The sequence below is a fragment of the Paraburkholderia diazotrophica genome (genome assembly GCF_038900755.1).
Taxonomy (GTDB): domain Bacteria; phylum Pseudomonadota; class Gammaproteobacteria; order Burkholderiales; family Burkholderiaceae; genus Paraburkholderia; species Paraburkholderia diazotrophica_A.
This window is the reverse complement of record NZ_JBBPEN010000006.1, coordinates 272,562-294,994: the sequence shown is the minus strand read 5'-3', so window position 1 is coordinate 294,994 and position 22,433 is coordinate 272,562. Positions and strand designations below refer to the sequence as shown.

Genomic DNA, 22,433 nt, shown 5'->3' with positions numbered 1-22,433 from the left:
GTTATCCGCTTTGCGCGGCAAGGTCAGTTGGCTGCCGCACATAACGTCCGCAGTGCGAGCAGCGGATGCCCGCTCGCATTCCTCACACGACACGCATTGCTCTGCTTTAATTAAAAGGCTTTGAATTGCAGGTTCAGCTCGCCGTTCAACCCGTTGAGGGAGGAATCGTTCGATGCGGCCCATTTTCATCAGTTATAGGCGCGAAGATTCGGAAGGCCAGGCGGGACGCCTGTTCGAATCGTTGCGCGAAGTGTTCGGCGAGCAGATGGTGTTCATGGACGTCGCGACGATCGAACCGGGCGCCGACTTCCGCCGCGCTATCGAGACGAATATCGACCAGTGCGGCGTCGTGCTCTCGCTGATCGGGCGCACGTGGCTCACCGTCACCGGCAAGGACGGCAAGCGGCGGCTCGACAATCCGAACGACTTCGTGCGGCTCGAGACGTCGTCGGCGCTCAAGCGCGGCGTGACGCTGATTCCCGTGCTCGTGCAGGGCGCGACGATGCCGCAGGAAGCCGACCTGCCCGACGACATCAAGGACCTCGCCTATCGCAACTCGATCGAGCTGACGCACGCAAGATGGGACAGCGACGTGCAACTGCTGATCAACGCGTTGCGCGGACACACGGGCGCAGAGAAAGACACGACGCCTGCCGCGCAACCCGTTCCCGACAAGCCGGTCGAGACGAAGCGGCGCACGCGCCTGCTGCCGATCGTCGGCGCGCTGGCCGCTGTCGGACTGACGGGTGCGGTGCTGCTCAAGATGTCGGGTTCGAATCAGCACGCGCCCGCCGTCGAGGACGCGGCCGCATCGCCCGCTTCCGTTGCCGTCGATCGTCCCGTCGCCAGCGGCGTGATATCGAAGGTCGAATTGCAACGGCGCGCGCATTTGCGCGGCGCGTGCATCAAGGGCTACGTGTGGCGGCAGGCACGGCCCGGCGACCGCGTATGCGTGACACCCGATACGCAGGCGCGCATCTACGCTGAAAACAGGGCCGCCGCCGACAACCGCTCGCCGACAGGCGGCGCCTACGGGCCGAACACCTGCAAGAACGGCTTCGTGTGGCGCGAGGCCTTTCAGGGAGACGACGTATGCGTCACGCCCGATGCGCGCGAGCAAACGGCGCAGGACAACTCGCTCGCCGTGCAGCGGATCGTGCCGATGCCGCAATAGGGCCCCTACGTTGGCTCTACTTTGCGCTGCCGCACGCGTTGCATACATCGCGCACGCATCCGAAAACGCAAAAAAATGCCCCGGTCTGTTTCGAGCCGGGGCCAATCCCATGTCAAGGAGTTTTCATGGAGGAGACGGGTCCATCATAACGCCCGTCCCCGCGCCCGCCAACGAAGCCTTTCGCACAAGCATTCCATCCGGCGCAGCGCGGCGAAAGACCCTTTCTCCGTTATATCGTTAGAACAAAAAGTCGTTTCGCGCTGCTACCATCGGTCACTAAGATGGCAGTTCAGGTTCACGCGCCGTTCGCATGGAAAACACGTCACGTTTCACGTTATCGACCGTGCATCGGGCCAGCCGTCACAGCAGCAAGGAGCATCCAGTTGACCCGTTTCGATCAGAACCGCCGCCCGCTCGTGATCGGCATCGGCGGCACCACGCGCGCCGCGTCGTCCACCGAACGCGCGCTCGGATTCGCACTGCGCGGCGCGCAGCAGGCTGGCGCGCGCACGCGCCTCTTCGGCGGCACGTTCCTGCATAGCCTGCCGCACTACGCGCCCGAAAGCACGCATCGCACCGACGAACAGCTCGAACTGATCGAAGCCGTCCGTCACGCCGACGCCCTCGTCATCGCGACGCCCGGCTATCACGGCGGCGTATCCGGTCTCGTGAAGAACGCACTCGATACGCTCGAAGAATTGCGCGGCGAAGCGCGGCCCTATCTCGACGGCCGCGCAGTCGGCTGCATCGTCACTGCGTATGGATGGCAGGCGGCGGGCTCGGTGCTGACCTCGCTGCGCTCGATCGTGCACGCGCTGCGTGGCTGGCCGACGCCGTTCGGCGCGGGCATCAATACGCTCGAAACGCGCTTCGATACGGCCGATACGTGCTCCGATCCGAAGGTCGTCGAACAGCTGTCGATGGTCGGCGAGCAGGCCGCGCAGTTCGCGCTCGCGTTCCGCTCACACTCGCAACATTCGCAGCACTTGCAGCAGGCGGGCACCGCATCGCATCTGGCCGCCGCGACGCCTGACTCCGCCGACGACACGCACGCCAGCAAGGTCTGCGCACTCGCGAACTAAAACGCTTGTGGACCGGCGCGGTTGCAAGGTAACGCGATGCAGCGGCGCATCGCGTTCACGCATGTGCGCCCATGCACTTCGGTCTGGCCATTGCCGGGCTAACAGCCAGTAACTAACGGCGTGCGTGCCTCTCGACGCACGCGCGCTCCGTGCGCTCGCCAACACACCCGAGCCCGCCATCGTGGCCCAAACAACAGACACGGCCGCGCGCGCCGCCGGATGATCGCGACAACGCACGCGATAACGCCACATCCAGATCTTCGAAGACCGTTCCCGGCCACCCGTGATTTGCTTGCGACGAAAGATTGGTTCACGCGCTACACGGCACAGCCTACGCTAGTCCCTGCCCGCTTCACTCGACTGATCGCCGCGCTGCGCGCCATCCGCCGCGGGGAGGCGATCGAACATGAAACAGATGAACCGACACATCCGCTACAAAGGCTATGAAGTCGCCCCCGCTGCGCAGCGCCTGCCCAACGGGCTCTTTGCAGCGAATCTCACGATCGAAAAGGCCACGGCCGCCAACGACGGACACGCGTATTCGTTCGACGCGCTCGACTACTTCTTCGACGAAGAACACGCGCTCGCGTATGCGTTCCGCTGGGGCCGCCTGTGGGTCGACAGTCAGCAATGAGCGCAATACTGCATTGCAATTTTTCACGCCACGCAGCGCGAAAACGCGTGCGGCGCTACCGTAAGGACCCGCTCCACGCCACAGAATGACGGGGTATGACAGAATAGGCGGAATAACTCGCCAACGTATTCGCCTGTCATGTCCGACACCCTGATAACAGAAGCCGATCACGATCGCGCGCTGCGTCACTGGACGTTTCACGGACACGCGCGCATGCCCATCGGTTCCGAAGAACACAAGCAGATGTTCTGCCGGATGCTGCTGGAAACGCATAACCCGTACAAGCCAGCCGTCATCGATTGGCCGCAGTTGCCCACCGACGCGCTCAAGCGCATCACGTCCCTCCCCATCTGGGACATCGCCGTGCAGACGGAAGGCCGCGCATCGATCCGGGTCGCCACGTATGCGGCGCAGCTGCAAGACCCTTTGGTGCGCGAAGCAATCCAAATGGACGCGGCCGAAGAGGCGCGCCACAAGCACGTCTTGTCGCGGCTCGTCGCTGCGTACGGCATCGAGCTCGCGCCCGAGCCCCATTACCCCGCGCCGCGCGACGCCGAATGGGCGTGGATGTTCACCGGCTACAGTGAGTGCATCGACAGCTTCTTCGCGTTCGGCCTGTTTCGCTCCGCGCAGCTGTCGGGCTATTTCCCGGAAGAACTCGTCGAGACATTCGAGCCCGTCATTCAGGAAGAAGCGCGCCACATTCTCTTTTTCGTCAACTGGGTCGCGTGGTATCGGCGCACGATGCCGTGGTGGCGGCGTCCGTGGCATGCGTTGCGTGTCGGCGCAATCTGGATCAAGCTGATCTGGGACCGCGTCGCAATCGCGAAAGGCATCGATGCCGAAGGCGTCGCGCACGACTCGAACTTTCTGGCTGCCAACAGCTCGACGATCGGCCAGGCACTCTCCGCGCGTCAGCTGATCGAACTGTGCCTTCAGGAAAACGACCAACGAATGAGCGGCTACGACAAACGGCTCGTTCGTCCGGCGCTCGTTCCAAAACTCGCGCGCCTCGCGCTGCTGTTCATGCGCAAGTGAGCGCGCCGCGCGCTCGGTACGGGCGGGCATGGGCACATTCACGACACGTCGCGCGGCGCAACGCGCCGTCGAACCAAGGGGGACACACTACATGCAATGGACCGTCGATGAACAACTCGCGCTGACGGCGACGCAGGCTGTCGCCGCCATCCAGTCGGGCCGGCTCAATGCAACCGATTACGTCGCGACGCTGCTCGCGCGCGCCGCCGCGCTCGCGACGCTCAACGCGTTCACGGCGCTCGACATGGAAGGCGCGCTTGCCGCCGCGAAGCGCATCGACGCATTGACCTCCGACGAGAAAGCCCGCCTTCCGCTCGCCGGGCTGCCCGTCGTCATCAAGGACAACATCAACACCGCCGGGCTGCTGACGTCGGCCGGCACGCCGGCGCTCGACGGCTTCAAGCCGAAAACGGACGCGCCGTCCGTGCGCAAGCTCGTCGATGCGGGCGCGATCGTGCTCGGCAAGACCAACATGCACGAACTCGCGTTCGGCATCACCAGCACGAATCTGGCCTCGCACGCGGGCCCCGTGCGCAACCCGTACGACCCGTCGCTGATCGCGGGCGGCTCGTCGGGCGGCACGGCCGTTGCCGTCGCCGCGCGCATCTCGACGGCGGGGCTCGGCAGCGATACGGGCGGCTCGACGCGCATTCCCGCCGCGCTCACGGGCATTGCGGGCTTTCGTCCGTCCGTGGGCAATGGCGGCGGCGAGCGCCGCTATCACGATCCGCAAGCCGTGGTTCCCATCAGCCATACGCGCGATACCGTCGGTCCGATGGCGCGCACCGTCGCGGACGTCGCGCTGCTCGACGGCGTGATCACGGGCGACACGAGCTTGCCCGACGTGCAACTGTCGGCGCTGCGCATCGGCTTGCCGTCGCCGCTGTGGGCCGATCTCGAACGGGCGACGGAAGACGCCGCGCGCGCTGCGCTCAAGAAGCTCGAAGCCGTGGGCGTCACGTTCGTGCCCGTCCATATGCCGGAGTTGCTGCATCTGAACGACCAGACGGGCGGCCCGGTCGCGATTCACGAAGCGTTCGACGACGTGCGCGCGTATCTCGTCGCGAACGATGCGCCCGTCAAGACCGTCGCCGAAATCGCCGCGCACATCGCGAGCCCCGATGTCCGCCATGTGTACGACGTGGTGATGGCGCGCGCGCTCGCGCAGCAGTATCACGACGCGATGACCATCTGGCGTCCGCAACTGCAGCAGCATTACGCTGACACCTTCGCTGCCGGGCGCCTCGACGCACTGCTCTTCCCGACCACGCGTCTCGTCGCTGTGCCGCTCGACGAAGTAAACGGCTCGTCCGTCGTGTCGATCGACGGCGCGCCCGCCATCGACGAAATGACCGCTTATCTGCGCAATACCGATCCGGCGAGCAACGCGGGCATTCCGGGCCTGTCGCTGCCTGCGGGCCTGACGCGGGACGGCTTGCCCGTTGGCATCGAAATCGACGGGCCGCTCGGCCACGACCGGCGGCTGCTCGCGATCGGCATCGCATTCGAGGCCGTACTGGGGGCAGTTCCGGCGCCCACCATCTGACAACTACATGCTCCAATGCTCCGACCACGTCTTCGACACCTGGCCGCGCTGGCCGTCGCGCTGTGCACATCGGGCTGCGCGATCATCGCGGCCGCCGACCCCAACGCGCTGTGGTCGATCGTCAACCGTCAATGCGTGCCTGTTGCGCGCGCGACGGGCAGCCCCGGCTTCTGCACGGCCGTCGATCTCTCGAAACACTATGCGATCCTGAAGGACATCAACGGCAACACGCAATATCTGCTGATTCCGACGGACCGCGTGATGGGCATCGAAAGCCCGAGCGTGCTCGACACCGATGCGCCCACGTATTGGGCCGATGCGTGGAACGCGCGGCAGTATGTCGGCTCGCGCATCGGCCTGACGTTTCCGCCCAATCAGCTGGGACTCGAGATCAACTCGAAGTACCGCCGCACGCAGCAGCAGTTGCATATCCATATGGACTGCATGCACGACGACATCATCAGGCACCTCGCGCGCTACCGCGCGTCGGAGCCTGGCAAATGGCAATGGACGACGCTCGACGGCAACCGGTATCGCGTGATGCGTGTCCTCTCGCTGACGGGCGACAGCGACCCGTTTCGCATCGTCGCGCGCGACCGTCAGGGTAGCGATGCGATGGCGCAGCAGACCATCCTCGTGACGGGCGCGGGCCCGTCGGACAGCGACGGCTGGCTCGTCGTGAACAGCGGACTCGAACTCGACGACGGCAGCGGCACGGCGGAAGGATTGCTCGATCATTCCTGCGAGATCGGCATGCATCAGTAAAGGCGATTCCGTTTCGCGCCGATCGCGCAGACGCAGTTCGCTTAACCCGCTTTCCTCGAAAGCTTAGCCAAACAAATTGGTTCGGCCGCTGCGTGCCCGCCATTAGGATCGTACCGACTGCAAATCGACCGATCCGCCGATGGCCATTTATCTCGACGACACGCAACGTCTGGCGCTTTCGCATCAACGCACGCGCCTCGCATGGCGCACCGAATGGCCGACGTGGCTCCTGATCGGCGCGATCTACGGCGGGTGGTTTTTCATCGCGAGCCATTCGCAGACGCTCGGGCTGAGCGTTTCACTGCCGCTGCTCGCGCTGTTCAGCGCGTGGTACATGTCCTTGCAGCACGAACTGCTGCACGGTCATCCGACGCGCTCGGCGCTCGTCAACGGCCTGATCGGCTTTGCGCCGCTCGCCGTGTGGTTTCCGTATGCCGTCTATCGCGATCTGCATTTGCAGCATCACGACGACGCGCATCTGACGCATCCCGAGGTCGATCCCGAGACGTTTTTCGTGAGCGTCGAAACATGGGACCAGGCCGGTATGCTGACGCGCGCGCTGCTCGTCGCGCGCAATACGTTTGCGGGACGTCTTCTGCTCGGTCCCGCGTTCTCGATTGCGGCGACGGCCACCCAGGCACTGCGCAAACCTTTGCGCGGCGACGGGTCCGATGTGCCCGCGTGGCTCGCGCATTTTGTCGCGCTTGCCGTGCTGATCATCTGGCTCGATCGCGCGTGCGGGATTGCGCCGTGGCTCTTCATCGCGGGCGTCGGCTATCCGGCGCTCGCGCTGAGTTCGGTGCGCTCGTTCCATGAGCATCGCGTTGCGGCTTCGCACGAGGAGCGCTCGGTCATCAATGAAGCCGCATGGTTCTGGCGGCTGCTGTTTCTGAACAACAACTACCATCTGGTTCACCACGACTTGCCGCATGTGCCGTGGTTTGCGCTTCGGGACGTCTATCAAAGATCCCGCCAGCAATATATAGAACGCTCGGGAGGCTTTCTGGTAAAGGGCTATGGCGAATGGGCGAGGTGCTATTCGTTCGTGCCCGTCACTCATCCGGCGCACGCCGATCGTCGCGACGGCATCAGGTCGAATCCGCCTGCATCCGCCGAATTCGCGCGTCCATCGCGGTAGAACTGATAAGAGACAGTTGGTCTGCACTCCGTCATGAAGCTCATGTATCCTCGATCGTCGAACGTCAGGCCAAACGATAAACACGATGAGATTCGTGGTCGCGGCTACGTGCATTGGCTTGTGCCCGTCGCTCGTTCGCAGAACCGAGCTTGTTGCCCGAAAGTTTCCGTCCTGAAGCTTCCGTCCTAAAGTTGTCCCCCGCATGCGCCGATAACCGGTCATGCGGTGTCGATCGCTTCACTCACGGGACGGCCATCCCGCTGTCCAGTTGAAGCTGACGGACATCCGGCACGTGCCGCGGAAACGTCGATCCCTGCCCTTTTCGCGCTCCCGGTCACCGCATGGGGCGACAAATAATCGTCGCGAGGCAATTCGCAGGTGCTCAAGTGACGAATCCAACCAAATCATTCAGCTTGCCGCGGGGCACGCTTGCTCGCTGGCTGCTGCACCCCGGCAGAGACACTCCGCAAGAGATCCGGACGGCGCTTGTCTATACGCTGTTCGGCACGCTGCCGATTTTTCTGGGTGGCGTATTCAACACGATAGCCGTTGCCTGGGTGCTCGAATACCGCCATCCGAGCGCACTGTTCCGGTTCTGGCTGATCTCGGAGATCGTCGTCTGCGTGGCTCGCCTGTTCGTGCTCATGCTGGCGCATCGACGGGCGCAACAGGGCAAGTCCACGCCCACTGACCTCTATATTCTTCTTGCGCCCCTATGGGGCGCGACGGTCGGCTATGGCGCGTTCATCAGCTCGATCAGCGGCGACTGGGTGGCGGCGACGCTCTCCTTCCTTTCGGCGGCGGCGATGGTCGGCGGCATCTGCTTCCGGAACTTCGCTGCGCCGCGGCTCGTCGCCATCATGATCTTTCTGTCGCTCGGCCCGTGCTGTCTTGGCGCGGTGCTGTCCGGCGAACCTGTGCTGCTGCTGACGCTGGTTCAGATTCCGTTCTATCTGTTCGCGATGAGCATCGCCGCCAGAAAGCTCAACGCGATGCTCATTACCACGATGGAGGCGGAGCGCGAGAACGATCGCCGCGCGCGCCATGACGGCCTGACGGGACTGCTCAACCGCGCAGGACTTTTCCATGCGACGACCTATGAACTCGCCAGATCCACCCGTACCGGAACCGGCGTACCGCTGTTCTATATCGACCTGGACGGCTTCAAGGCGGTGAACGATGCGCACGGACACGAGTTCGGCGACAAGCTGCTCGTGCAGGTCGCGGCGAGACTGCGCCAGCTCGCCGGACCGGACGCCCTCGTCGCGCGCATGGGCGGCGACGAGTTTGTGATCGTCGGCCAGGTACCGGGCGCGGCGGAACCGAACACCTTTGCGGACAGCGTCATCGCCGAGATCGAGAGGCCGTTCCGTCTGGCAGACGATGTCGTCATCGAAATCGGCGCCAGCATCGGTATTGCGCCCGTGACTGGCGTCGGCAACGGAATCGACAAGGTGCTCGGATCGGCGGACGTCGCAATGTATGAGGCCAAACGCCACAAGAAGAAGAGCGCGGTCGCCGCTTGAAGCGGTTCGACGCGCGTAGATCCGATTTCCTTGCGCGCCGGCTACATCAGCGTGCGTCTGACGGTGCGAGGGCACGAGAGCGGCGCGGGAACGCCCCTGGATGGCTTTACTTCGACGCGGGAGACTGGATCATCTTCCAGCCATTGCCCGCAGGATCGCGGAAGCCGGCGTCGACGCTGCCAAAGCGCTCCACGGGCTCTTGGGTGAATTCCACGCCTCGCGCTTTCAATTGCTCATAGCTCGCGCGGCAATCGGTCACGGAGAGAACGAGCGGCGGCATGGCCCCTTTGGCGACCATCGCGCGCAGGGTTTGCGCGGTGGCTTCGTCGTGGATGGGCGGGCCGGGCCTGAACAGGCCGAGCTGGAACGACGGCTGCTCCGGATGCTGGACCGTGAGCCAGCGATAGTCGCCGTTGCACACGTCCGTATGCACGCGAAATCCGAGTTTGTCGACATAGAACTCAAGCGCCTCGTCCTGATTGTCGACGTACAAGCCCACCACGTTGATACCCTGGTTCATCACGACACCTCCTCGATAGATGTCCGGAATGTACCTTCGGCCACGCGGCGGCGCTTCTCCAATACTGCGATCGTGAGGTCCGGCCGCTGCGCCGCCATCAGCACGCAGGCGGGCACGTGGCCGAGTTGAGCGCTAGCGGCCCGCGCTTCGACGCGCATCCCGCTGGGGCTGTGGCCCGTGATGTCGCGGAATGTGCGGCCGAAAGTACCCAAGCTCTCCCAGCCGGTGGCGAATGCAATTTCCGTGATGCTGAGCCCGGTGTCGCGCAACAGGCTCGTGGCCCGCTCGATGCGCCGTGTCAGCAGATATCGGTGCGGAGGAACACCGAACGCTCGCTTGAACGAGTGCGCGAAGTGGGTCTCGGATACGCCGCTGATCTCAGCCAGGCGCCTGACGGGCCAGGCCTCGTGCGATGCAGCATCCATGCGATCCCTGGCGCGCAGCAGGCGACGCAGCAGGACCGGGTCTTGCAACGCGCCGTCATCGGCCGGCGCGGATGAAGAGGCAGCTTGCCGGGCATTGTGGTTTTCGCGTGGAGGCATGAGCTTTCGGATCTGATGGCATGTGAGCAGAGTTTAAGGCCCGCCGGGCGTGCTCGCCTGGCGAAGGATGCCCCAATAGACGCGCGCCAGCGCCGGATCGTTCGCCGGAATACCGCCACACTTGTTACTCCCCGCGTTCGATTCAACGGCCCAAACTGTCTGGCAGCAAACATCCAGCGACGCGTGCTGTGTGAAATCGCGATCAGCCGCGCGACGCAGGAATTTTCCCCAGATCAGGAGGTTGCAAAAGCCATGATTACATCAGCCGGAAACACGACGAAGGACGCAACGAAAGACGGACAGCCCGCCATGCATACGCCACCCGTCGTTTCGCAGCAGGCGTGGGAAGAGGCTCGCCAGCAGTTGCTCGTGAAGGAAAAGGCTCACACCCGCGCGCGCGACGCGCTGGCCGCCGAGCGCCGCCGCATGCCGTGGATGGCCGTCGAGAAAACATATGCATTCGAGGGGCCTGCGGGCAAGGCGAGCCTGCTGGACCTGTTCGACGGCCGGCGTCAACTGATCGTCTACCGCGCGTTCTACGAGCCGGGTGTCTTCGGCTGGCCCGACCACGCGTGCCGGGGCTGCTCGATGGTGGCCGACCAGGTTGCGCACCTCGCCCACCTGAACGCCCGCGACACGACCCTCGTGTTCGTCTCGCGCGCGCCTCAGGCGGACATCGAGCGACTGAAGGCACGAATGGGCTGGCAGATACCGTGGTTCACCATCACGGACAGCTTCGACGCCGACTTCGGCGTCGACGAATGGCACGGCACGAACGTGTTCTACCGCGACGGCGACCGCGTGTTCCGCACGTATTTCATCAACAACCGCGGCGACGAACAGATGGGCGGCACCTGGAACTATCTCGACATCACGCCGCTCGGACGGCAGGAAGTCTGGGAGGATTCGCCTGAGGGCTATCCGCAGACGCCGACCTACAAATGGTGGAACTGGCACGACAGCTATGTCGCTGACGCGCCGCCCGACAAGAAGTGGGTCGAGGTGTCGGATGCCGGAGAAGCCGCGTTCAGGAACCAGCAGACGAACGGGCAGCCGTGAACCGACCCGTCCGATGGCGTTCCTCGCTGAACGGTCAGGACCGTTGTGACGGGCCGCCATCGGTTGCCAAAGCTATTCGATACGACGCCGCGTCGAAATAGCCGAAGCCGTGGAAATGACCAGATCGGCAAAGCGCTTTTCGTCGCAGTCCGCTTGCCATCGCGATCTCGCCACTGCGATGTTCAGCGCGCCGATGCCGCGCCCATGCGCGTTCGTGATCGCCGCGGCCGTCGCGATGTCGCTGACGAAATGCTCATCCTCCGTAAGCGCATAGCCCTGCTTGGGGATCTGCACGATGCGGAAATGTGGTGCAAGCGGGCTTACGCAGAAAGACGGCCGCATAGGACATGCCTAGCCGGTCAACGAAGCCGCAATCGCTTTTCTGAAAGGCATCGCGAACGAAGCGGCGCGCAGCATGATGCTTCGCGCCAGCTTCGCTGGAACGCTGCTGTTCGTATAGATGTCGGTGACAAGGCGAGTGGCGAGATAGAGCGGTCTGGTCGCACGGCGATGGCAATCTCCGTAGCGGCTCAAGACGGACTCGGCGCCCACATCGAAGCCGTTTCTATGCGCGGCGACGATTTCTTTGCATAGGGTCTCGACACTCGTCAGTCCGAAGTTGAACCCGTGCGCGGTCACGGGATGCATGCCGACGGCGGCGTCGCCCACTGTCGCGAAGCGCTTTCCGACGAATCGCGCGGGATAAACGGAGACCAACGGATACAGATGACGCGTGCTCGCCAGTCTCATCGTGCCGAGCCGCCGCGCGAATCTCTGTTCGACGTTTGCGCTGAATTCGTCAGGATCGAGCGATGCAACGCGCGTCGCATCGCACCCGGGCAGCGTGAGCACCACTGAAGACTGATGCGCGTTCGTCGACCGATCCGGATTCATCGGCAGCAGCGCAAGCGTCTGCTCATAGCCGAACCATTCCCACGCGGTGTACTGATGAGGCTGCTCGTGTGTCATTCGGCACACCAGCATCGATTTGCCGAAATCGCGCATTTCGGCTGAAATGCCCATCATCTTGCGCGTCGCCGAGAAGCGGCTATCCGCTGCAATGATCAGATTTGCCGAGAGTGTCTTTCCGCTCTCCAATGTGACGCTGGCGACGACGTCATCGCTCTTCACGCTGCTCACCCTTTCCGACGCGAGCAGCGTGATGTCATGGGACTCGGCAATGCTGCGATGTACCGCGTCATAAGCGGCCTTGCGGATCAGATGATTCGAAACCAGCCAGCCCAGTTCGGTGTGGCCGGCCAGCTCGTGCCCGATCTCCAGCGCGGACAGCGACGAGCCATTGAATACCTTCGCGCGGCGAAGCGGAGAACGTGAATCCGGGTCGATGAGATCCCAGAGACCCCATCGCTGCATGAATCGAACCGACTTTTGAGTCAGCGCGATTTCGCGGCCATCGAATTTCGGGTCGCTGATTTCATTCAAAGGCTGCTGCTCGATCAGTGTGATTCGCAGGCCGAGGCCACTGAGCGAGTGCGCGAGGCATAGCCCGACAGGGCCTGCTCCCACGATAAGGATGTCGTTTGCCATATAAGCGAATGACTGGTCTGAAGTTGCGTGAATCGGGAGCGTGGCTCGCGTGCCGTTCATGCAGCCTGAGGAATGCTGTGTTCCTGCATGTAGACGACCATCATCGCATCCATCGTTTTCACGTGATGCGCGAACCACACGCGCAATTCGCCCAACAGCTGCCGGCCCACGTCGAAGCGGCCGTTGTCCGCCATTTCCGTGCGCACCAGGTCGGCCACATGCAGCACGTGACGATGCTGGCCCGCATGGCAATGACGCGCGCCGAAGTCCAATGCTTCCATCCACGATTCTTCCTGTGCGAAGTGTTCCCTGGTGTGCTCGATCCAAACGTCGAGCGAAGCGATGAGCGATTCGTCAGTGGCGGCGTCCGCGAGGTCGAGCAGGCGAATAAACTCGCTGTGCGTTGCGTCGGTTATCGGTTCTCCCAGTTGCAGATCGGGAGGAAGTACTGGCGCGCATTGCATTGCGGATGTCGACATAGCGGGAACTCGAAGCAGCGGGTATGGCCTTTTGGGAGAGAAATGAAGATAGCAAAGTACTGCAATTCCTCCGCTGATCTCGATCAAGCGTCAAATCATTGATGGTTTAATGGACGCTTGAGAATCTTCATGAAAGATGTCGCCGTCAATACATTTATCCGCGACGATACAATTGGCGCGATTCCCACTACTTCACTCCAATGACTCGCCGGGCAGAGAACCTACGATTCGATCTCACGACGCTCCGTCTATTCGAAGCAACGGCCGAACTGGGCGCCGTGACGAAAGCAGCGGACCGTCTCGCGCTCGCACCCGCAGCGGCATCGAGGCGGATCAGCGAACTGGAAGCGCAATTCGGTGTCGCGTTGTTCGAGCGCCGCCCTCACGGCATGACGCTCACGGACGCAGGCCGAACCTTGCTCGCGCACGCGCGCAGCATGATTCACTCGGCCGTGCGCATGCACGACGATGCGTCCGCGTTCCGCCAGGGCGATCGCGGCGTCGTGAAGATTGCAGCCTGTACCTCGGCGGTGCTTCAGTTTCTCGCAGAAGACATACAGCGATGCCATGCGATCTATCCCGGCATCCGCGTCGATCTGCAAGAACTGAACAGTCATGGCGTGATGCAGGCGCTGTCGCGCAATGTGGTCGATATCGGCATCTACGAGGCGTCGCTGGGGCGCCTCGATCTTCCGACGCAACCCTATCGCGAGGACCGGCTCGTCGTGCTGACGACGGCCGGTCATCCCCTCGCCGGACTCGAGCAGGTCACGCTGCACGACCTGTTCGCCTACGACGTGATCGGCCTGACGGAAGGTTCCGCGATCTCGCTCGCGCTCGGCCGTCTCGCGAACCAGAGTGATCGCATGCTGCATATGCGCATCCGCGTCGGCAGCTTCGACAGCATGACGGCGATGGTCGCCGCAGGCGTCGGCATCGGCGTGATGCCGCTCGGTGTCGCGCGCGTGCTGGCGAGCGGCAAACGATTCCGCATGCTGCCGATCGAAGGCCCGTGGGCGACGCGGCAATTCCTGCTGTGCAACCTTCCGCCCGAATCCATCTCCTCGTCCGCTCTCTCCGTAATCGAACTCCTCGCGGCGCCGGTTTCGCAGAATTCGAAACCTGCGTAGCTCAATGAGCGATGGCGTGCGCGTCCGATCCTTTTTATCGTAGGCGTCGTCGCCGCCTGGAAAGGTTGCGCTCCCATCGTTCCCGCTGCTGGAGTTCCATGTCCGCACAACCCGTTCGAATCGCGCTTAGCATCGGCGATCCCGCTGGCATCGGCGCCGAAATCATCGCGCGTCTGCTTGCCGATCCTTCCACGCGCCAGAAGGCGCACGTCACGCTCATCGGCAATCGCGATGCGATCGCGCGCGGCGCGTCGGCCGCCGGCGTCGAATTGCCGCGCGCCGCCGACTGGCTCGATATTCCATTGTGGGCAGGCAGCGATGCGCTGTTCGCGCCGGGCGTCATCAGCGAGGCGAGCGGCCGCTTCATGCTGGATTCGCTGCGTCTTGCCGTGCAGTATGTAGACAATCGGCGCGCCGATGCCGTCTGCTTCGGCCCGCTCAACAAGAGCGCGCTGCGCGCAGGCGGCATGAACGAAGAAGACGAGATGCGCTGGTTTGCGAAGCTGCTGGATCACCAGGGCGTATGCGGTGAACTCAACGTGCTCGAACCGCTATGGACGGCGCGCGTCACCTCGCATCTCCCGCTCAGGGAAGTGTCCGCGCGACTGTCGCCGCGAGCCGTGGCCGACGCGATCCAGATGCTTACGCAAGCACTTCGCGCAGCGGGCAACGAAGCGCCGCGAATCGGCGTATGCGGGCTCAACCCGCACAACGGCGATCACGGCAACTACGGCAGCGAAGAGAGCGAGATCATCGAACCGGGCATCGCGCTCGCCGCATCGCAAGGCTTCCCGTCGACGGGACCTTATCCGGCAGACACGATCTTTCTGCGCGCGCGAGCCGGCGAACTCGACGGCATCGTCACGATGTACCACGACCAGGGGCAGATAGCGACCAAGCTGCTCGGCTTCGACGTGGGCGTGACCGTGGAAGGCGGCCTGCCCATTCCCGTGACGACACCCGCGCACGGCACGGCATACGACATCGTCGGCAAGGGCAAGGCGAGCGGCACGGCGATGGCGCGCGCCTTCGATGTCGCGTGCCGCATGGCGCGCTCGCGGCAGGCCGCCGTCGTCTGAGCGGCGACGCTCGCTCGCCCTCACGAACAATTAATTCAGACTGGCCGCGCGCGCAGCGCGCGAGCCGGCAATTCACGGAGGAGACATGAATCCGCAATCGACGCGTTCCCCACGTACGCACGTTCAGCAAGCCGTGCTCGCGCTGCTGTGCGCGATGTCGTTCATCCTGTATCTCGATCGGGTCAATCTCGCTGCTGCAGCCGGCCCGATCAAAGCCGAACTCGGCTTGTCGAATACCACGCTGGGCGTCGCTTTCTCGGCGTTCGGCTATACGTATGCAATCTTTCAGATCATCGGCGGCTGGCTCGCCGATCGCATGGGCGCGCGCCGCACGTTGCTGATCTGCGGCTCGATCTGGGTCGTCGCAACGATCGCAACGGGTCTGGTCGGCGGTCTTGCGTCGCTGTGCGCGGCGCGTCTGCTGCTCGGCATCGGCGAAGGCGCGGCGCTGCCTGCTCAGGCGCGCGCAATTGCGAACTGGTTCAACACGAAGGACCGCGGCTTCGTGCAGGGCATCACGCATTCGTCGTCGCGACTCGGCAATGCCGCCGCGCCGACGCTCGTCGCGTTGCTCGCGACGCTCTATTCGTGGCGTCTGTCGTTCATCATCGTCGGCGCTTTCACGGCCGTGTGGATCATCGTCTGGATGCTGTACTACCGCGACGATCCGCGCGAACACCGGCGCATCAACGAGGCCGAACTGGAGTGCCTGCCCTTGAGTGTCGCCGGCAAGACGAAGGAATCGGGCGGCACGCCGTGGCGCCGCATCCTGCGCCGGATGTCGCCCGCCATCTTCGTGTACTTCTGCCAGGTGTGGAGCAACACGCTGTTCTTTAGCTGGGTGCCGCTCTTCTTCCTGCATGGCTATGGATTGAATCTCAAGCAATCCGCCGTGTTCTCTTCAGGCGTGTTCCTCTCCGGCGTGGTGGGCGACGTGCTCGGCGGCTTCCTCAGCGACCGGGTGCTCAAGCGTACGGGCAACCTCAAGTTCGCGCGCCAGGGCGTGATTGCATTCAGTCTGCTCGGGGCCTTCGTCTTCATGATTCCGGTGATGATCAGCCGGGACCTGACCATCGTCACGCTATGCCTGTCCGGCGCGTTCTTCATGCTCGAACTGACGATCGGACCGATCTGGGCCGTACCGATGGATGTGGCATCGAGCCATGCAGGAACGGCGAGCGGCATGCTCAACACGGGTGCGGCCATCGCCACGATCATCTCGCCCGTGGTGTTCGGCGCGGTGATCGATGCGACGGGCAACTGGAGTTTGCCTTTCGTGGGATCGCTGCTGTTCCTGCTGCTCGGCGCGGTGATGACGTTGAAAATCCGGCCGGATATCGGCATTGGTGACGGCGTCGATTCGAGAGCAAACGCCGTTCCCGCGTCGCCACGATTTGCTAATCCTGAACGTTGATCCGTTTCACTGGCGTTAAACGAGAGAGTGGATCAGGAGTGGATCGCAAAGCACATACGTCGAAAAGCATCCACTCCGAATAGCATGAGAACAACTCGCAGTTTGAGAACATTTAAAGTCCTTTCTTTAGCGACTTCAAACGTCGAATCATCACGCGCACTTCCAAAGCCGCAGATCTCTTTGAATGGCGTATCGATGTTCCGTAACGCCAGGCAAATACCCTCGCCGTCACAAAAGATTCTTGCTACAAATGCTGCCGCGACCTAAAGTCCATTGCATTCGGCTGACGATAATCAGCTGTAAAACGGCGGGCGGCCAAAGCAAAGTACTGCCTCCCGACGACAGAAGCAGACCTCGAAGTTGTGATAGAGCCGTAACCGACGCGGTGTCGGTTTTCACCGCTGGTGGCATGCAGCAGCCGGATGGGTAGCGCATGTGCAGCCTCGGAAGCTACCGTCGCGTCTGTTGCAGACCGCAAATGAAAAGAGAGGGCTTTCATGCGTCGCAACACATCCAATGTACTTCTGTCAGGGACAACACTGGTGCTCGCGTTCGCCGCGAGTACAACGAGCCTGGCTGCCCCCATTCTCGTTTCCGCTACACCCAGCCCGTTTGCAAACTGCACGATCGGCGGACCCGGCAAGAACTTCGTGAACGCCGAGGTCGAACCGTGGCTGGCCGTCAATCCCGCCAATCAGTCGAATCTGATCGGTGCATGGCAACAGGACCGCTGGGACAATGGCGGCGCACACGGTCTCGTCGCCGGCTACTCTTTCGATGGCGGCCAGACGTGGAAGCAGACCAATCTTCCATTTAGCGCATGCGCAAACGGACTCGGGTATGAGCGCGCGTCGGACCCATGGGTGTCGATCGGACCGGACGGCACCGCGTATTCGGTATCCATTTCCTTCAACCAGTCCAATAACAACAATGCAGTGGCTGCGGCAGTGTCGACGGATGGCGGCATCACGTGGGGAAACCTGAGCGTGCTCATCGCCGACAACGAACCGACAGTGCAGTTCTTCAACGACAAGGAGTCGGTCACGGCCAATCCGATCAAAGCGGGCGTCGCGTACGCAGTATGGGACCGGCTCGAGTTGCCGAATGGCAATCCGTACGCGAACCTGCACACGGCCGCTTACCGCGGACCGGCTTACTTTTCGAAGACCGTGGACGGCGGCAAGACATGGAGCTCGCCTTCCGTCATCGTGAAGGTTCCGTCGCGGCAACAGACTATCGGCAATCAGATCGTCGTCGATTCGCAGAAAGGAACCCTCTATGACTTTTTCAATCTGATCACGCCGCCCTTTAGCGTGACGGCCAACAAGGTCGCATTCATCAAGTCGACCGACGATGGCGCAACATGGACGAAGCCACAGATCATCGCCGACTTGAGAACCGTCGGTGTCACGGACCCGAATACGAATGAGCCTTTGCGTACCGGCGATATCATTCCCGAGCCCGCAATCGATCCGACGACAGGCCAGCTTTACGTTGTCTGGCAGGACTCGCGCTTCAATGGCGGCCAGTTTGACGAGATTGCGCTGTCCACGTCCGCCGACGGCGGGAAAACCTGGAGCAGCCCCGTCCATGTCAACACGCCGACGGGGCGTGCCGCTTTCAATCCGTCCATTCGCGTGAACTCCGCCGGCACGGTCGCCGTCACCTACTACGATCTTCGCGACCTGGAGGCCGGAAACATGACGACGTTGCCCACCAACATCTGGCGCACGACATCGACCAATGGCGGACAGAGCTTCGGCGGCGAAGCAAAGGTGGCCGGCCCATTCGATATGAGAACGGCGCCTTTCGCGGAAGGCTATTTCGTGGGCGACTACCAGGGCCTAGACGTGCGGGGAACGAACTTCGTGCCGTTCTTCGTGCAAACGAACTCGGGCAATACCGCTAACCCCACCGATGTATTCGCAGCGCCATAGTTCGCAGCGTCGTGTCTGAACGCGGGCCTGAGGTATCGGCGAAATGGAGTACGCGGAGCGGCGATGGTTTCAAGACCATCGCCGCTCCGTCGACAGCATCGCGTTCTTATTGCGGTCGCTTCTTCTCGCTCCGAAGATGCTCCGCCAGGCGCATCAGCATCGCGTCGCATTGGTCCAGTTGCTCGACCGTCAAGAACTCGTCCGGCTTGTGGCCCTGGTCCATGCTGCCGGGTCCGCAGACCACGGCCGGAATGCCTGCCTGCGTGAACAATCCGCCTTCGCTGCCGAAGGCCACCGTTTCGAATGCATTCGATCCGCTCAGCAACGCGAGCAGGCGCGCGGCGTCGCTATCGGGTGAAGTCGCAAGGCCCGGATAGGCATTCAGTGCCTGCAAGCGGATGCCCGTATCGGCTTGCACCGCGCGCATCTTCGGCAGCAGTTCGGCTTTCGCATAGGCTTGCAGCTTATCCGCGACGACGTTAGCGTCGAAACCGGGCACGGTGCGCACCTCGAAGTCGAACTCGCACTCCGCGGGCACGATGTTCAGCGCGCGTCCGCCTTTGATGACACCCGTCTGCACCGTCGAAAACGGCGGATCGAAACGCGCGTCGTGATGCTCTGGCTGCGCGAGTTCGTCGCCGATTTCTTCCAGCCGGTTGATCAGCCGCGCCGCATATTGAATCGCGTTGACGCCCTGCGGCGCGTACGCCGAATGACATGCCGCGCCCTTCACATGGCAGCGCATTGCGAGCTTGCCTTTGTGCCCGAGCACCGGCCTCAGCGCAGTGGGCTCACCGATCAGGCACAGACGCGGCTTGTGCACGCGTTTTTCGAGTTCGGCGAGCATCGGCCGCACGCCGAGGCAACCCACTTCCTCGTCGTACGAGAACGCGAGATGAACGGGCAGTTCCAGCTTCTGCTTCAGAAAAGCGGGCAAGGCCGCCAGCACGGACGCAATATAGCCCTTCATGTCGGCCGTGCCGCGTCCGTACAGGCGCCCGTCTTTCTGCGTGAGACGGAAAGGCTCCACGGTCCACGCCTGCCCGTCGACGGGCACCACATCGGTATGACCGGACAGCACGATGCCGCCACGATCTTGCGGACCGATGGTGGCAAACAGATTGGCTTTGGTGCGCTCGGCGTTGTGAAAGAGTTCGCTCTCCACGCCCAGGTCCGCGAGATATTGCTGCATGAACGCGATCAGTTCCAGATTCGAATCGCGGCTGACCGTCGCGAATCCGATCAGCCGTTCCAGCAGATCACGGCTCGACAACTCACTCATCGCCCGGCACTCCATAGCGTGGCGCCGTGGTCGGATCGAGTGCGCGCACGAAGTAGTCCTGCATCTGCGGCCGATACGCTTGCCACAGCGCATCGAGCCGGCCGATGGGATCATCGTCGGCCCAGTCGATGCGCAGATCGACGACGGGCCAGACTTGCGCATCGACGACCTTGAGCGCGGCCGAATGCACGGGCCCCGCTTCGCCGCCCGCTTCGATCGCGCCGTGCAGCGCCTGCACCAGCCGATCGGCGAGCGTGCCTTGCGCGCTCTCGAACGCCTTCACCATCGCATTGATCACGTGCTGGCCGGCGAGCAGATTGCCCGCCCCGACACACTGCTTTCCAGCGACAGCGTGATGCACGCCGAGCGCCTCCTTGCCCGTGAACATCGCGGTTCGGCCCTGACCGTCGATCACTGTCACCTGCCGGTACTCGCTCCATTCGCTCGCGCTCAACGCGCGTTGTAGTGCCGCGTCAGGCGTGAGCTGTTCGCGTTCGATCAGATCCAGAATCTGCGGACCGAGCGCCGGCAGCGTGACATTCTGCGTGGCCACCGCGCCGACCCGCGCGCGCGCCCACGGACAACGCGCGCCCACCGAAATGCTCGACGAACTGATGGCGATGCCGAGTTGGCCCGTCTTGTCGCAGCGTCCGACGATCGAGAATGTCATGAGTCGCTCCTTACGCCTGCGCGGGATGCCAGTTGTCCGGAACCACCGCGATCACGTCGATTTCCATCAGCCACTGCGGCTGGCCGAGCGCGCTGACGACGAGCCCTGTCGAAATCGGATACACGCCCTTCAGCCATTTGCCGACCTCCTGATACACGGGCTCACGATAACGCGGATCGATGATGTACGTCGTCGTCTTGACGATGTGCGACAGATCGCTGCCCGCTTCGTCGAGCAACTGCTTGACGTTCTTCATCGCCTGCTCGGCCTGCGCGCGCGGATCGCCGAGGCCGATCAGGTTGCCTTCGAAATCCGTGCCGACCTGGCCGCGCACATAGACCGTATTGCCCGCGCGAACAGCCTGGCAAAGATCGTTGTCGAGCGACTGGTTCGGGTAGGTATCTTTCGTATTGAACATGCGGATGCGGGTATGCGTCGGCATCAATTCACTCCCATTTCGTTGACCTTCCGTGCGTGAGGCTCGTCGGGCGCGGCATCGCTTGCGTTGTCATCATGCGTGCGCCGCGCGTCCTGCTGACGCTGCGATGCATCGCGATACGCGAGGTATTTGCGCTGCGTGACGATGTGATCGGCAATATGCTTCGCATCGTGCCAGACGCCCCAGATAAACGACGACGCGCGACGCGAGAGCCACGGCAAGCCAAGGAAATACAGGCCCGGCTCTTTCGACACGCCACGCTGATGCTGCGGCTTGCCCTTCGCGTCGAACGCATCCACATGCAGCCAGCTGAAGTCGACGGCATAGCCGGTGGCCCAGATGATCGCGTTCACTCCCGCCTTCGCCAGATCGAGTTCGGCGAGCGGATGAGTCACGCATTCCGGGTCGGGCGGAATAGCGCGCGCGTCGGGGTCTTCGGGCAGGTCGATGCCGGTGCGCGCAACATAGGCGTCGGCCGCATCGAGCAGCGACATCAGGTTTTCGTCGCCGCGCTTCAGATTCGCGGCGAGGTCCTGTTCGAAAGACACGACGCCGTTGTCGAACGATTTCGTGAGACCGACCAGCGTCATCCCTTGATGCGCGAGCCTGCGGAAATCGATCGTCTGGCCGCCGTATGCGCCGCTCACCGCGATGGTCACGTGCTCGCGTCCCGGCGTGGCGACTTCCTTGTCCCACTCGCCGAGCACGCCCAGCCACCAGCAGAAATCGCGATTGCGATAGGCGCGTGGCGGACGGTCGTGCGCGCCCACCGACAAATACACCTTGCGGCCCGAGCGTTGCAGTTCGTCCGCGATCTGAACGCCGGAAGAACCCGCACCGACGACAAGCACGGCGCCCTCCGGCAGTTGCGCGGGGTTGCGATAGCCCGCGGAATGAAGCTGTGTGAGATTCGGGTCTTGCGGTGCGATAGGCGGAATGACGGGACGCTGGAACGGCCCCGTTGCGACGACCACGCGATTCGCTTCGATCACGCCATCGGACGTTTCGATCGTGAAGCCCGGACGCCCCGCCCGTCGCGCAACGCTCGTCACTTCGACGCCCGTGCGGATCGGCGCGTCGAACTTGCGCGCATAGGCTTCGAAGTAGTCGGCGACACGATCCTTGGCAGCGAACGCATCGGGATCGAGTCCTTCGAACTCCATATTGGGGAAACGGTCGTGCCAGGCCGGGCCGTTCGCGACCAGCGAATCCCAGCGACATGTACGCCAACGTTCGGCGATGCGGTCACGCTCCAGTACGACATGCGGCACACCCAGTTTGCCCAGATGCTCGCTCATCGCGATGCCCGCCTGACCCGCGCCGATTACCAGTGTGTCGATCGACAACCGTTCAGCCGTCATGGCTGTCTCCTTTTGAAAAGCACTCCGACTCAGGCGCCTCTTCCATGACGCAGTGCAAGAACGCAGCGAA

Annotated in this window: 21 protein-coding genes and 1 pseudogene; 13 read left to right on the top strand and 9 right to left on the bottom strand. The window is 63.0% G+C overall.

Going from position 1 to position 22,433, the window contains the following annotated elements:
• Window positions 1-172: 172 nt before the first annotated feature.
• From AABE10_RS20910 to AABE10_RS20875, 8 genes are all read left to right on the top strand, one after another.
• Window positions 173-1,174, top strand: coding sequence for a toll/interleukin-1 receptor domain-containing protein (locus tag AABE10_RS20910; protein WP_342935150.1), 1,002 nt, complete (start codon window positions 173-175; stop codon window positions 1,172-1,174).
• A gap of 383 nt (window positions 1,175-1,557) precedes the next feature.
• Window positions 1,558-2,256 carry an NAD(P)H-dependent oxidoreductase gene (locus AABE10_RS20905; protein WP_342935149.1) on the top strand — a complete coding sequence of 233 codons (699 nt, stop codon included), beginning with the start codon at window positions 1,558-1,560 and terminating at the stop codon, window positions 2,254-2,256.
• A gap of 415 nt (window positions 2,257-2,671) precedes the next feature.
• The gene (locus AABE10_RS20900) at window positions 2,672-2,890 is read left to right on the top strand and encodes a transcriptional regulator (RefSeq protein ID WP_152756140.1); all 219 of its coding nucleotides are present in this window, start codon (window positions 2,672-2,674) and stop codon (window positions 2,888-2,890) included.
• A 138-nt stretch (window positions 2,891-3,028) separates the two neighbouring features.
• Window positions 3,029-3,928, top strand: a complete 900-nt coding sequence (locus AABE10_RS20895; RefSeq protein ID WP_342935148.1) for a ferritin-like domain-containing protein — start codon at window positions 3,029-3,031, stop codon at window positions 3,926-3,928.
• Window positions 3,929-4,019: 91 nt separating this feature from the next.
• Window positions 4,020-5,474, top strand: a complete 1,455-nt coding sequence (iaaH, locus tag AABE10_RS20890; protein WP_342935147.1) for an indoleacetamide hydrolase — start codon at window positions 4,020-4,022, stop codon at window positions 5,472-5,474.
• 15 nt (window positions 5,475-5,489) lie between these two features.
• Window positions 5,490-6,239 (top strand): CDP-diacylglycerol diphosphatase, encoded by a 750-nt coding sequence (locus tag AABE10_RS20885; protein WP_342935146.1) that lies wholly within the window; start codon window positions 5,490-5,492, stop codon window positions 6,237-6,239.
• Window positions 6,240-6,378: 139 nt separating this feature from the next.
• On the top strand, window positions 6,379-7,377 hold the full coding sequence (locus tag AABE10_RS20880; RefSeq protein WP_342935145.1) for a fatty acid desaturase: 999 nt from the start codon (window positions 6,379-6,381) through the stop codon (window positions 7,375-7,377).
• A 386-nt stretch (window positions 7,378-7,763) separates the two neighbouring features.
• Complete coding sequence (locus AABE10_RS20875; protein WP_342935144.1) at window positions 7,764-8,903, top strand: GGDEF domain-containing protein; 1,140 nt, start codon at window positions 7,764-7,766, stop codon at window positions 8,901-8,903.
• Window positions 8,904-9,009: 106 nt separating this feature from the next.
• On the opposite strand, the gene AABE10_RS20870 is transcribed toward AABE10_RS20875, so the two are convergent.
• Window positions 9,010-9,423, bottom strand: a complete 414-nt coding sequence (locus AABE10_RS20870) for a VOC family protein (RefSeq protein ID WP_342935143.1) — start codon at window positions 9,421-9,423, stop codon at window positions 9,010-9,012.
• Window positions 9,423-9,965 carry a helix-turn-helix transcriptional regulator gene (locus AABE10_RS20865; protein ID WP_342935142.1) on the bottom strand — a complete coding sequence of 181 codons (543 nt, stop codon included), beginning with the start codon at window positions 9,963-9,965 and terminating at the stop codon, window positions 9,423-9,425. The genes AABE10_RS20870 and AABE10_RS20865 overlap by 1 nt, the downstream gene beginning before the upstream one ends.
• 309 nt (window positions 9,966-10,274) lie before the next feature.
• Between AABE10_RS20865 and AABE10_RS20860 the strand changes: the two genes are divergently transcribed.
• Entirely contained in the window at window positions 10,275-11,024 is a 750-nt protein-coding gene (locus AABE10_RS20860) for a DUF899 domain-containing protein (RefSeq protein WP_428983367.1), read from the top strand.
• A gap of 72 nt (window positions 11,025-11,096) precedes the next feature.
• Here AABE10_RS20860 and AABE10_RS20855 read toward each other — a convergent pair.
• The 3 genes and pseudogenes from AABE10_RS20855 to AABE10_RS20845 all read right to left on the bottom strand — a co-directional run.
• Window positions 11,097-11,324: pseudogene (locus AABE10_RS20855) on the bottom strand (IclR family transcriptional regulator domain-containing protein); the annotation flags it as partial.
• Window positions 11,325-11,375: 51 nt separating this feature from the next.
• Window positions 11,376-12,572, bottom strand: a complete 1,197-nt coding sequence (ubiM, locus tag AABE10_RS20850; protein WP_342935140.1) for a 5-demethoxyubiquinol-8 5-hydroxylase UbiM — start codon at window positions 12,570-12,572, stop codon at window positions 11,376-11,378.
• Window positions 12,573-12,628: 56 nt separating this feature from the next.
• Window positions 12,629-13,138, bottom strand: a complete 510-nt coding sequence (locus AABE10_RS20845; RefSeq protein WP_342935139.1) for a hemerythrin domain-containing protein — start codon at window positions 13,136-13,138, stop codon at window positions 12,629-12,631.
• A 113-nt stretch (window positions 13,139-13,251) separates the two neighbouring features.
• On the opposite strand from AABE10_RS20845, the gene AABE10_RS20840 reads away from it, so the two are divergent.
• The 4 genes from AABE10_RS20840 to AABE10_RS20825 all read left to right on the top strand — a co-directional run bounded on the left by AABE10_RS20840 (window position 13,252) and on the right by AABE10_RS20825 (window position 18,611).
• A complete protein-coding gene (locus AABE10_RS20840) occupies window positions 13,252-14,181 on the top strand; it encodes a LysR family transcriptional regulator (protein ID WP_342935138.1) in 930 nt (309 codons plus the stop codon).
• Between the two features lie 98 nt (window positions 14,182-14,279).
• A complete protein-coding gene (locus AABE10_RS20835) occupies window positions 14,280-15,260 on the top strand; it encodes a 4-hydroxythreonine-4-phosphate dehydrogenase PdxA (RefSeq protein ID WP_342935137.1) in 981 nt (326 codons plus the stop codon).
• 85 nt (window positions 15,261-15,345) lie between these two features.
• On the top strand, window positions 15,346-16,674 hold the full coding sequence (locus tag AABE10_RS20830; protein ID WP_342935136.1) for an MFS transporter: 1,329 nt from the start codon (window positions 15,346-15,348) through the stop codon (window positions 16,672-16,674).
• Between the two features lie 497 nt (window positions 16,675-17,171).
• Window positions 17,172-18,611, top strand: a complete 1,440-nt coding sequence (locus AABE10_RS20825; RefSeq protein WP_342935135.1) for a sialidase family protein — start codon at window positions 17,172-17,174, stop codon at window positions 18,609-18,611.
• Between the two features lie 106 nt (window positions 18,612-18,717).
• Here the strand turns inward: AABE10_RS20825 and argE are convergent, their stop codons facing one another.
• From argE to AABE10_RS20805, 4 genes are read right to left on the bottom strand one after another with little or no spacing between them, the layout of a single operon-like run.
• Window positions 18,718-19,893, bottom strand: coding sequence for an acetylornithine deacetylase (gene argE, locus AABE10_RS20820; protein WP_342935134.1), 1,176 nt, complete (start codon window positions 19,891-19,893; stop codon window positions 18,718-18,720).
• Window positions 19,886-20,563 carry a DUF1028 domain-containing protein gene (locus AABE10_RS20815; protein WP_342935133.1) on the bottom strand — a complete coding sequence of 226 codons (678 nt, stop codon included), beginning with the start codon at window positions 20,561-20,563 and terminating at the stop codon, window positions 19,886-19,888. Before AABE10_RS20815 ends, argE begins: the two co-directional genes overlap by 8 nt.
• A gap of 10 nt (window positions 20,564-20,573) precedes the next feature.
• Window positions 20,574-21,005 carry a RidA family protein gene (locus AABE10_RS20810; RefSeq protein ID WP_342935132.1) on the bottom strand — a complete coding sequence of 144 codons (432 nt, stop codon included), beginning with the start codon at window positions 21,003-21,005 and terminating at the stop codon, window positions 20,574-20,576.
• Window positions 21,005-22,363, bottom strand: coding sequence for an NAD(P)/FAD-dependent oxidoreductase (locus AABE10_RS20805; protein WP_342935131.1), 1,359 nt, complete (start codon window positions 22,361-22,363; stop codon window positions 21,005-21,007). Before AABE10_RS20805 ends, AABE10_RS20810 begins: the two co-directional genes overlap by 1 nt.
• Window positions 22,364-22,433 lie beyond the last annotated feature (70 nt).

What these genes read in the sequence shown, in the direction of transcription:
- AABE10_RS20910 (WP_342935150.1), top strand. Translation starts at nt 173, where the DNA reads ATGCGGCCCATTTTCATCAGTTATAGGCGCGAAGATTCGGAAGGCCAG.
- AABE10_RS20900 (WP_152756140.1), top strand. Translation starts at nt 2,672, where the DNA reads ATGAACCGACACATCCGCTACAAAGGCTATGAAGTCGCCCCCGCTGCG.
- AABE10_RS20895 (WP_342935148.1), top strand. Translation starts at nt 3,029, where the DNA reads ATGTCCGACACCCTGATAACAGAAGCCGATCACGATCGCGCGCTGCGT.
- iaaH (WP_342935147.1), top strand. Translation starts at nt 4,020, where the DNA reads ATGCAATGGACCGTCGATGAACAACTCGCGCTGACGGCGACGCAGGCT.
- AABE10_RS20885 (WP_342935146.1), top strand. Translation starts at nt 5,490, where the DNA reads ATGCTCCGACCACGTCTTCGACACCTGGCCGCGCTGGCCGTCGCGCTG.
- AABE10_RS20880 (WP_342935145.1), top strand. Translation starts at nt 6,379, where the DNA reads ATGGCCATTTATCTCGACGACACGCAACGTCTGGCGCTTTCGCATCAA.
- AABE10_RS20870 (WP_342935143.1), bottom strand. Translation starts at nt 9,423, where the DNA reads ATGAACCAGGGTATCAACGTGGTGGGCTTGTACGTCGACAATCAGGAC.
- AABE10_RS20865 (WP_342935142.1), bottom strand. Translation starts at nt 9,965, where the DNA reads ATGCCTCCACGCGAAAACCACAATGCCCGGCAAGCTGCCTCTTCATCC.
- AABE10_RS20860 (WP_428983367.1), top strand. Translation starts at nt 10,275, where the DNA reads ATGCATACGCCACCCGTCGTTTCGCAGCAGGCGTGGGAAGAGGCTCGC.
- ubiM (WP_342935140.1), bottom strand. Translation starts at nt 12,572, where the DNA reads ATGGCAAACGACATCCTTATCGTGGGAGCAGGCCCTGTCGGGCTATGC.
- AABE10_RS20840 (WP_342935138.1), top strand. Translation starts at nt 13,252, where the DNA reads ATGACTCGCCGGGCAGAGAACCTACGATTCGATCTCACGACGCTCCGT.
- AABE10_RS20835 (WP_342935137.1), top strand. Translation starts at nt 14,280, where the DNA reads ATGTCCGCACAACCCGTTCGAATCGCGCTTAGCATCGGCGATCCCGCT.
- AABE10_RS20830 (WP_342935136.1), top strand. Translation starts at nt 15,346, where the DNA reads ATGAATCCGCAATCGACGCGTTCCCCACGTACGCACGTTCAGCAAGCC.
- AABE10_RS20825 (WP_342935135.1), top strand. Translation starts at nt 17,172, where the DNA reads ATGCGTCGCAACACATCCAATGTACTTCTGTCAGGGACAACACTGGTG.
- argE (WP_342935134.1), bottom strand. Translation starts at nt 19,893, where the DNA reads ATGAGTGAGTTGTCGAGCCGTGATCTGCTGGAACGGCTGATCGGATTC.
- AABE10_RS20815 (WP_342935133.1), bottom strand. Translation starts at nt 20,563, where the DNA reads ATGACATTCTCGATCGTCGGACGCTGCGACAAGACGGGCCAACTCGGC.
- AABE10_RS20810 (WP_342935132.1), bottom strand. Translation starts at nt 21,005, where the DNA reads ATGCCGACGCATACCCGCATCCGCATGTTCAATACGAAAGATACCTAC.
- AABE10_RS20805 (WP_342935131.1), bottom strand. Translation starts at nt 22,363, where the DNA reads ATGACGGCTGAACGGTTGTCGATCGACACACTGGTAATCGGCGCGGGT.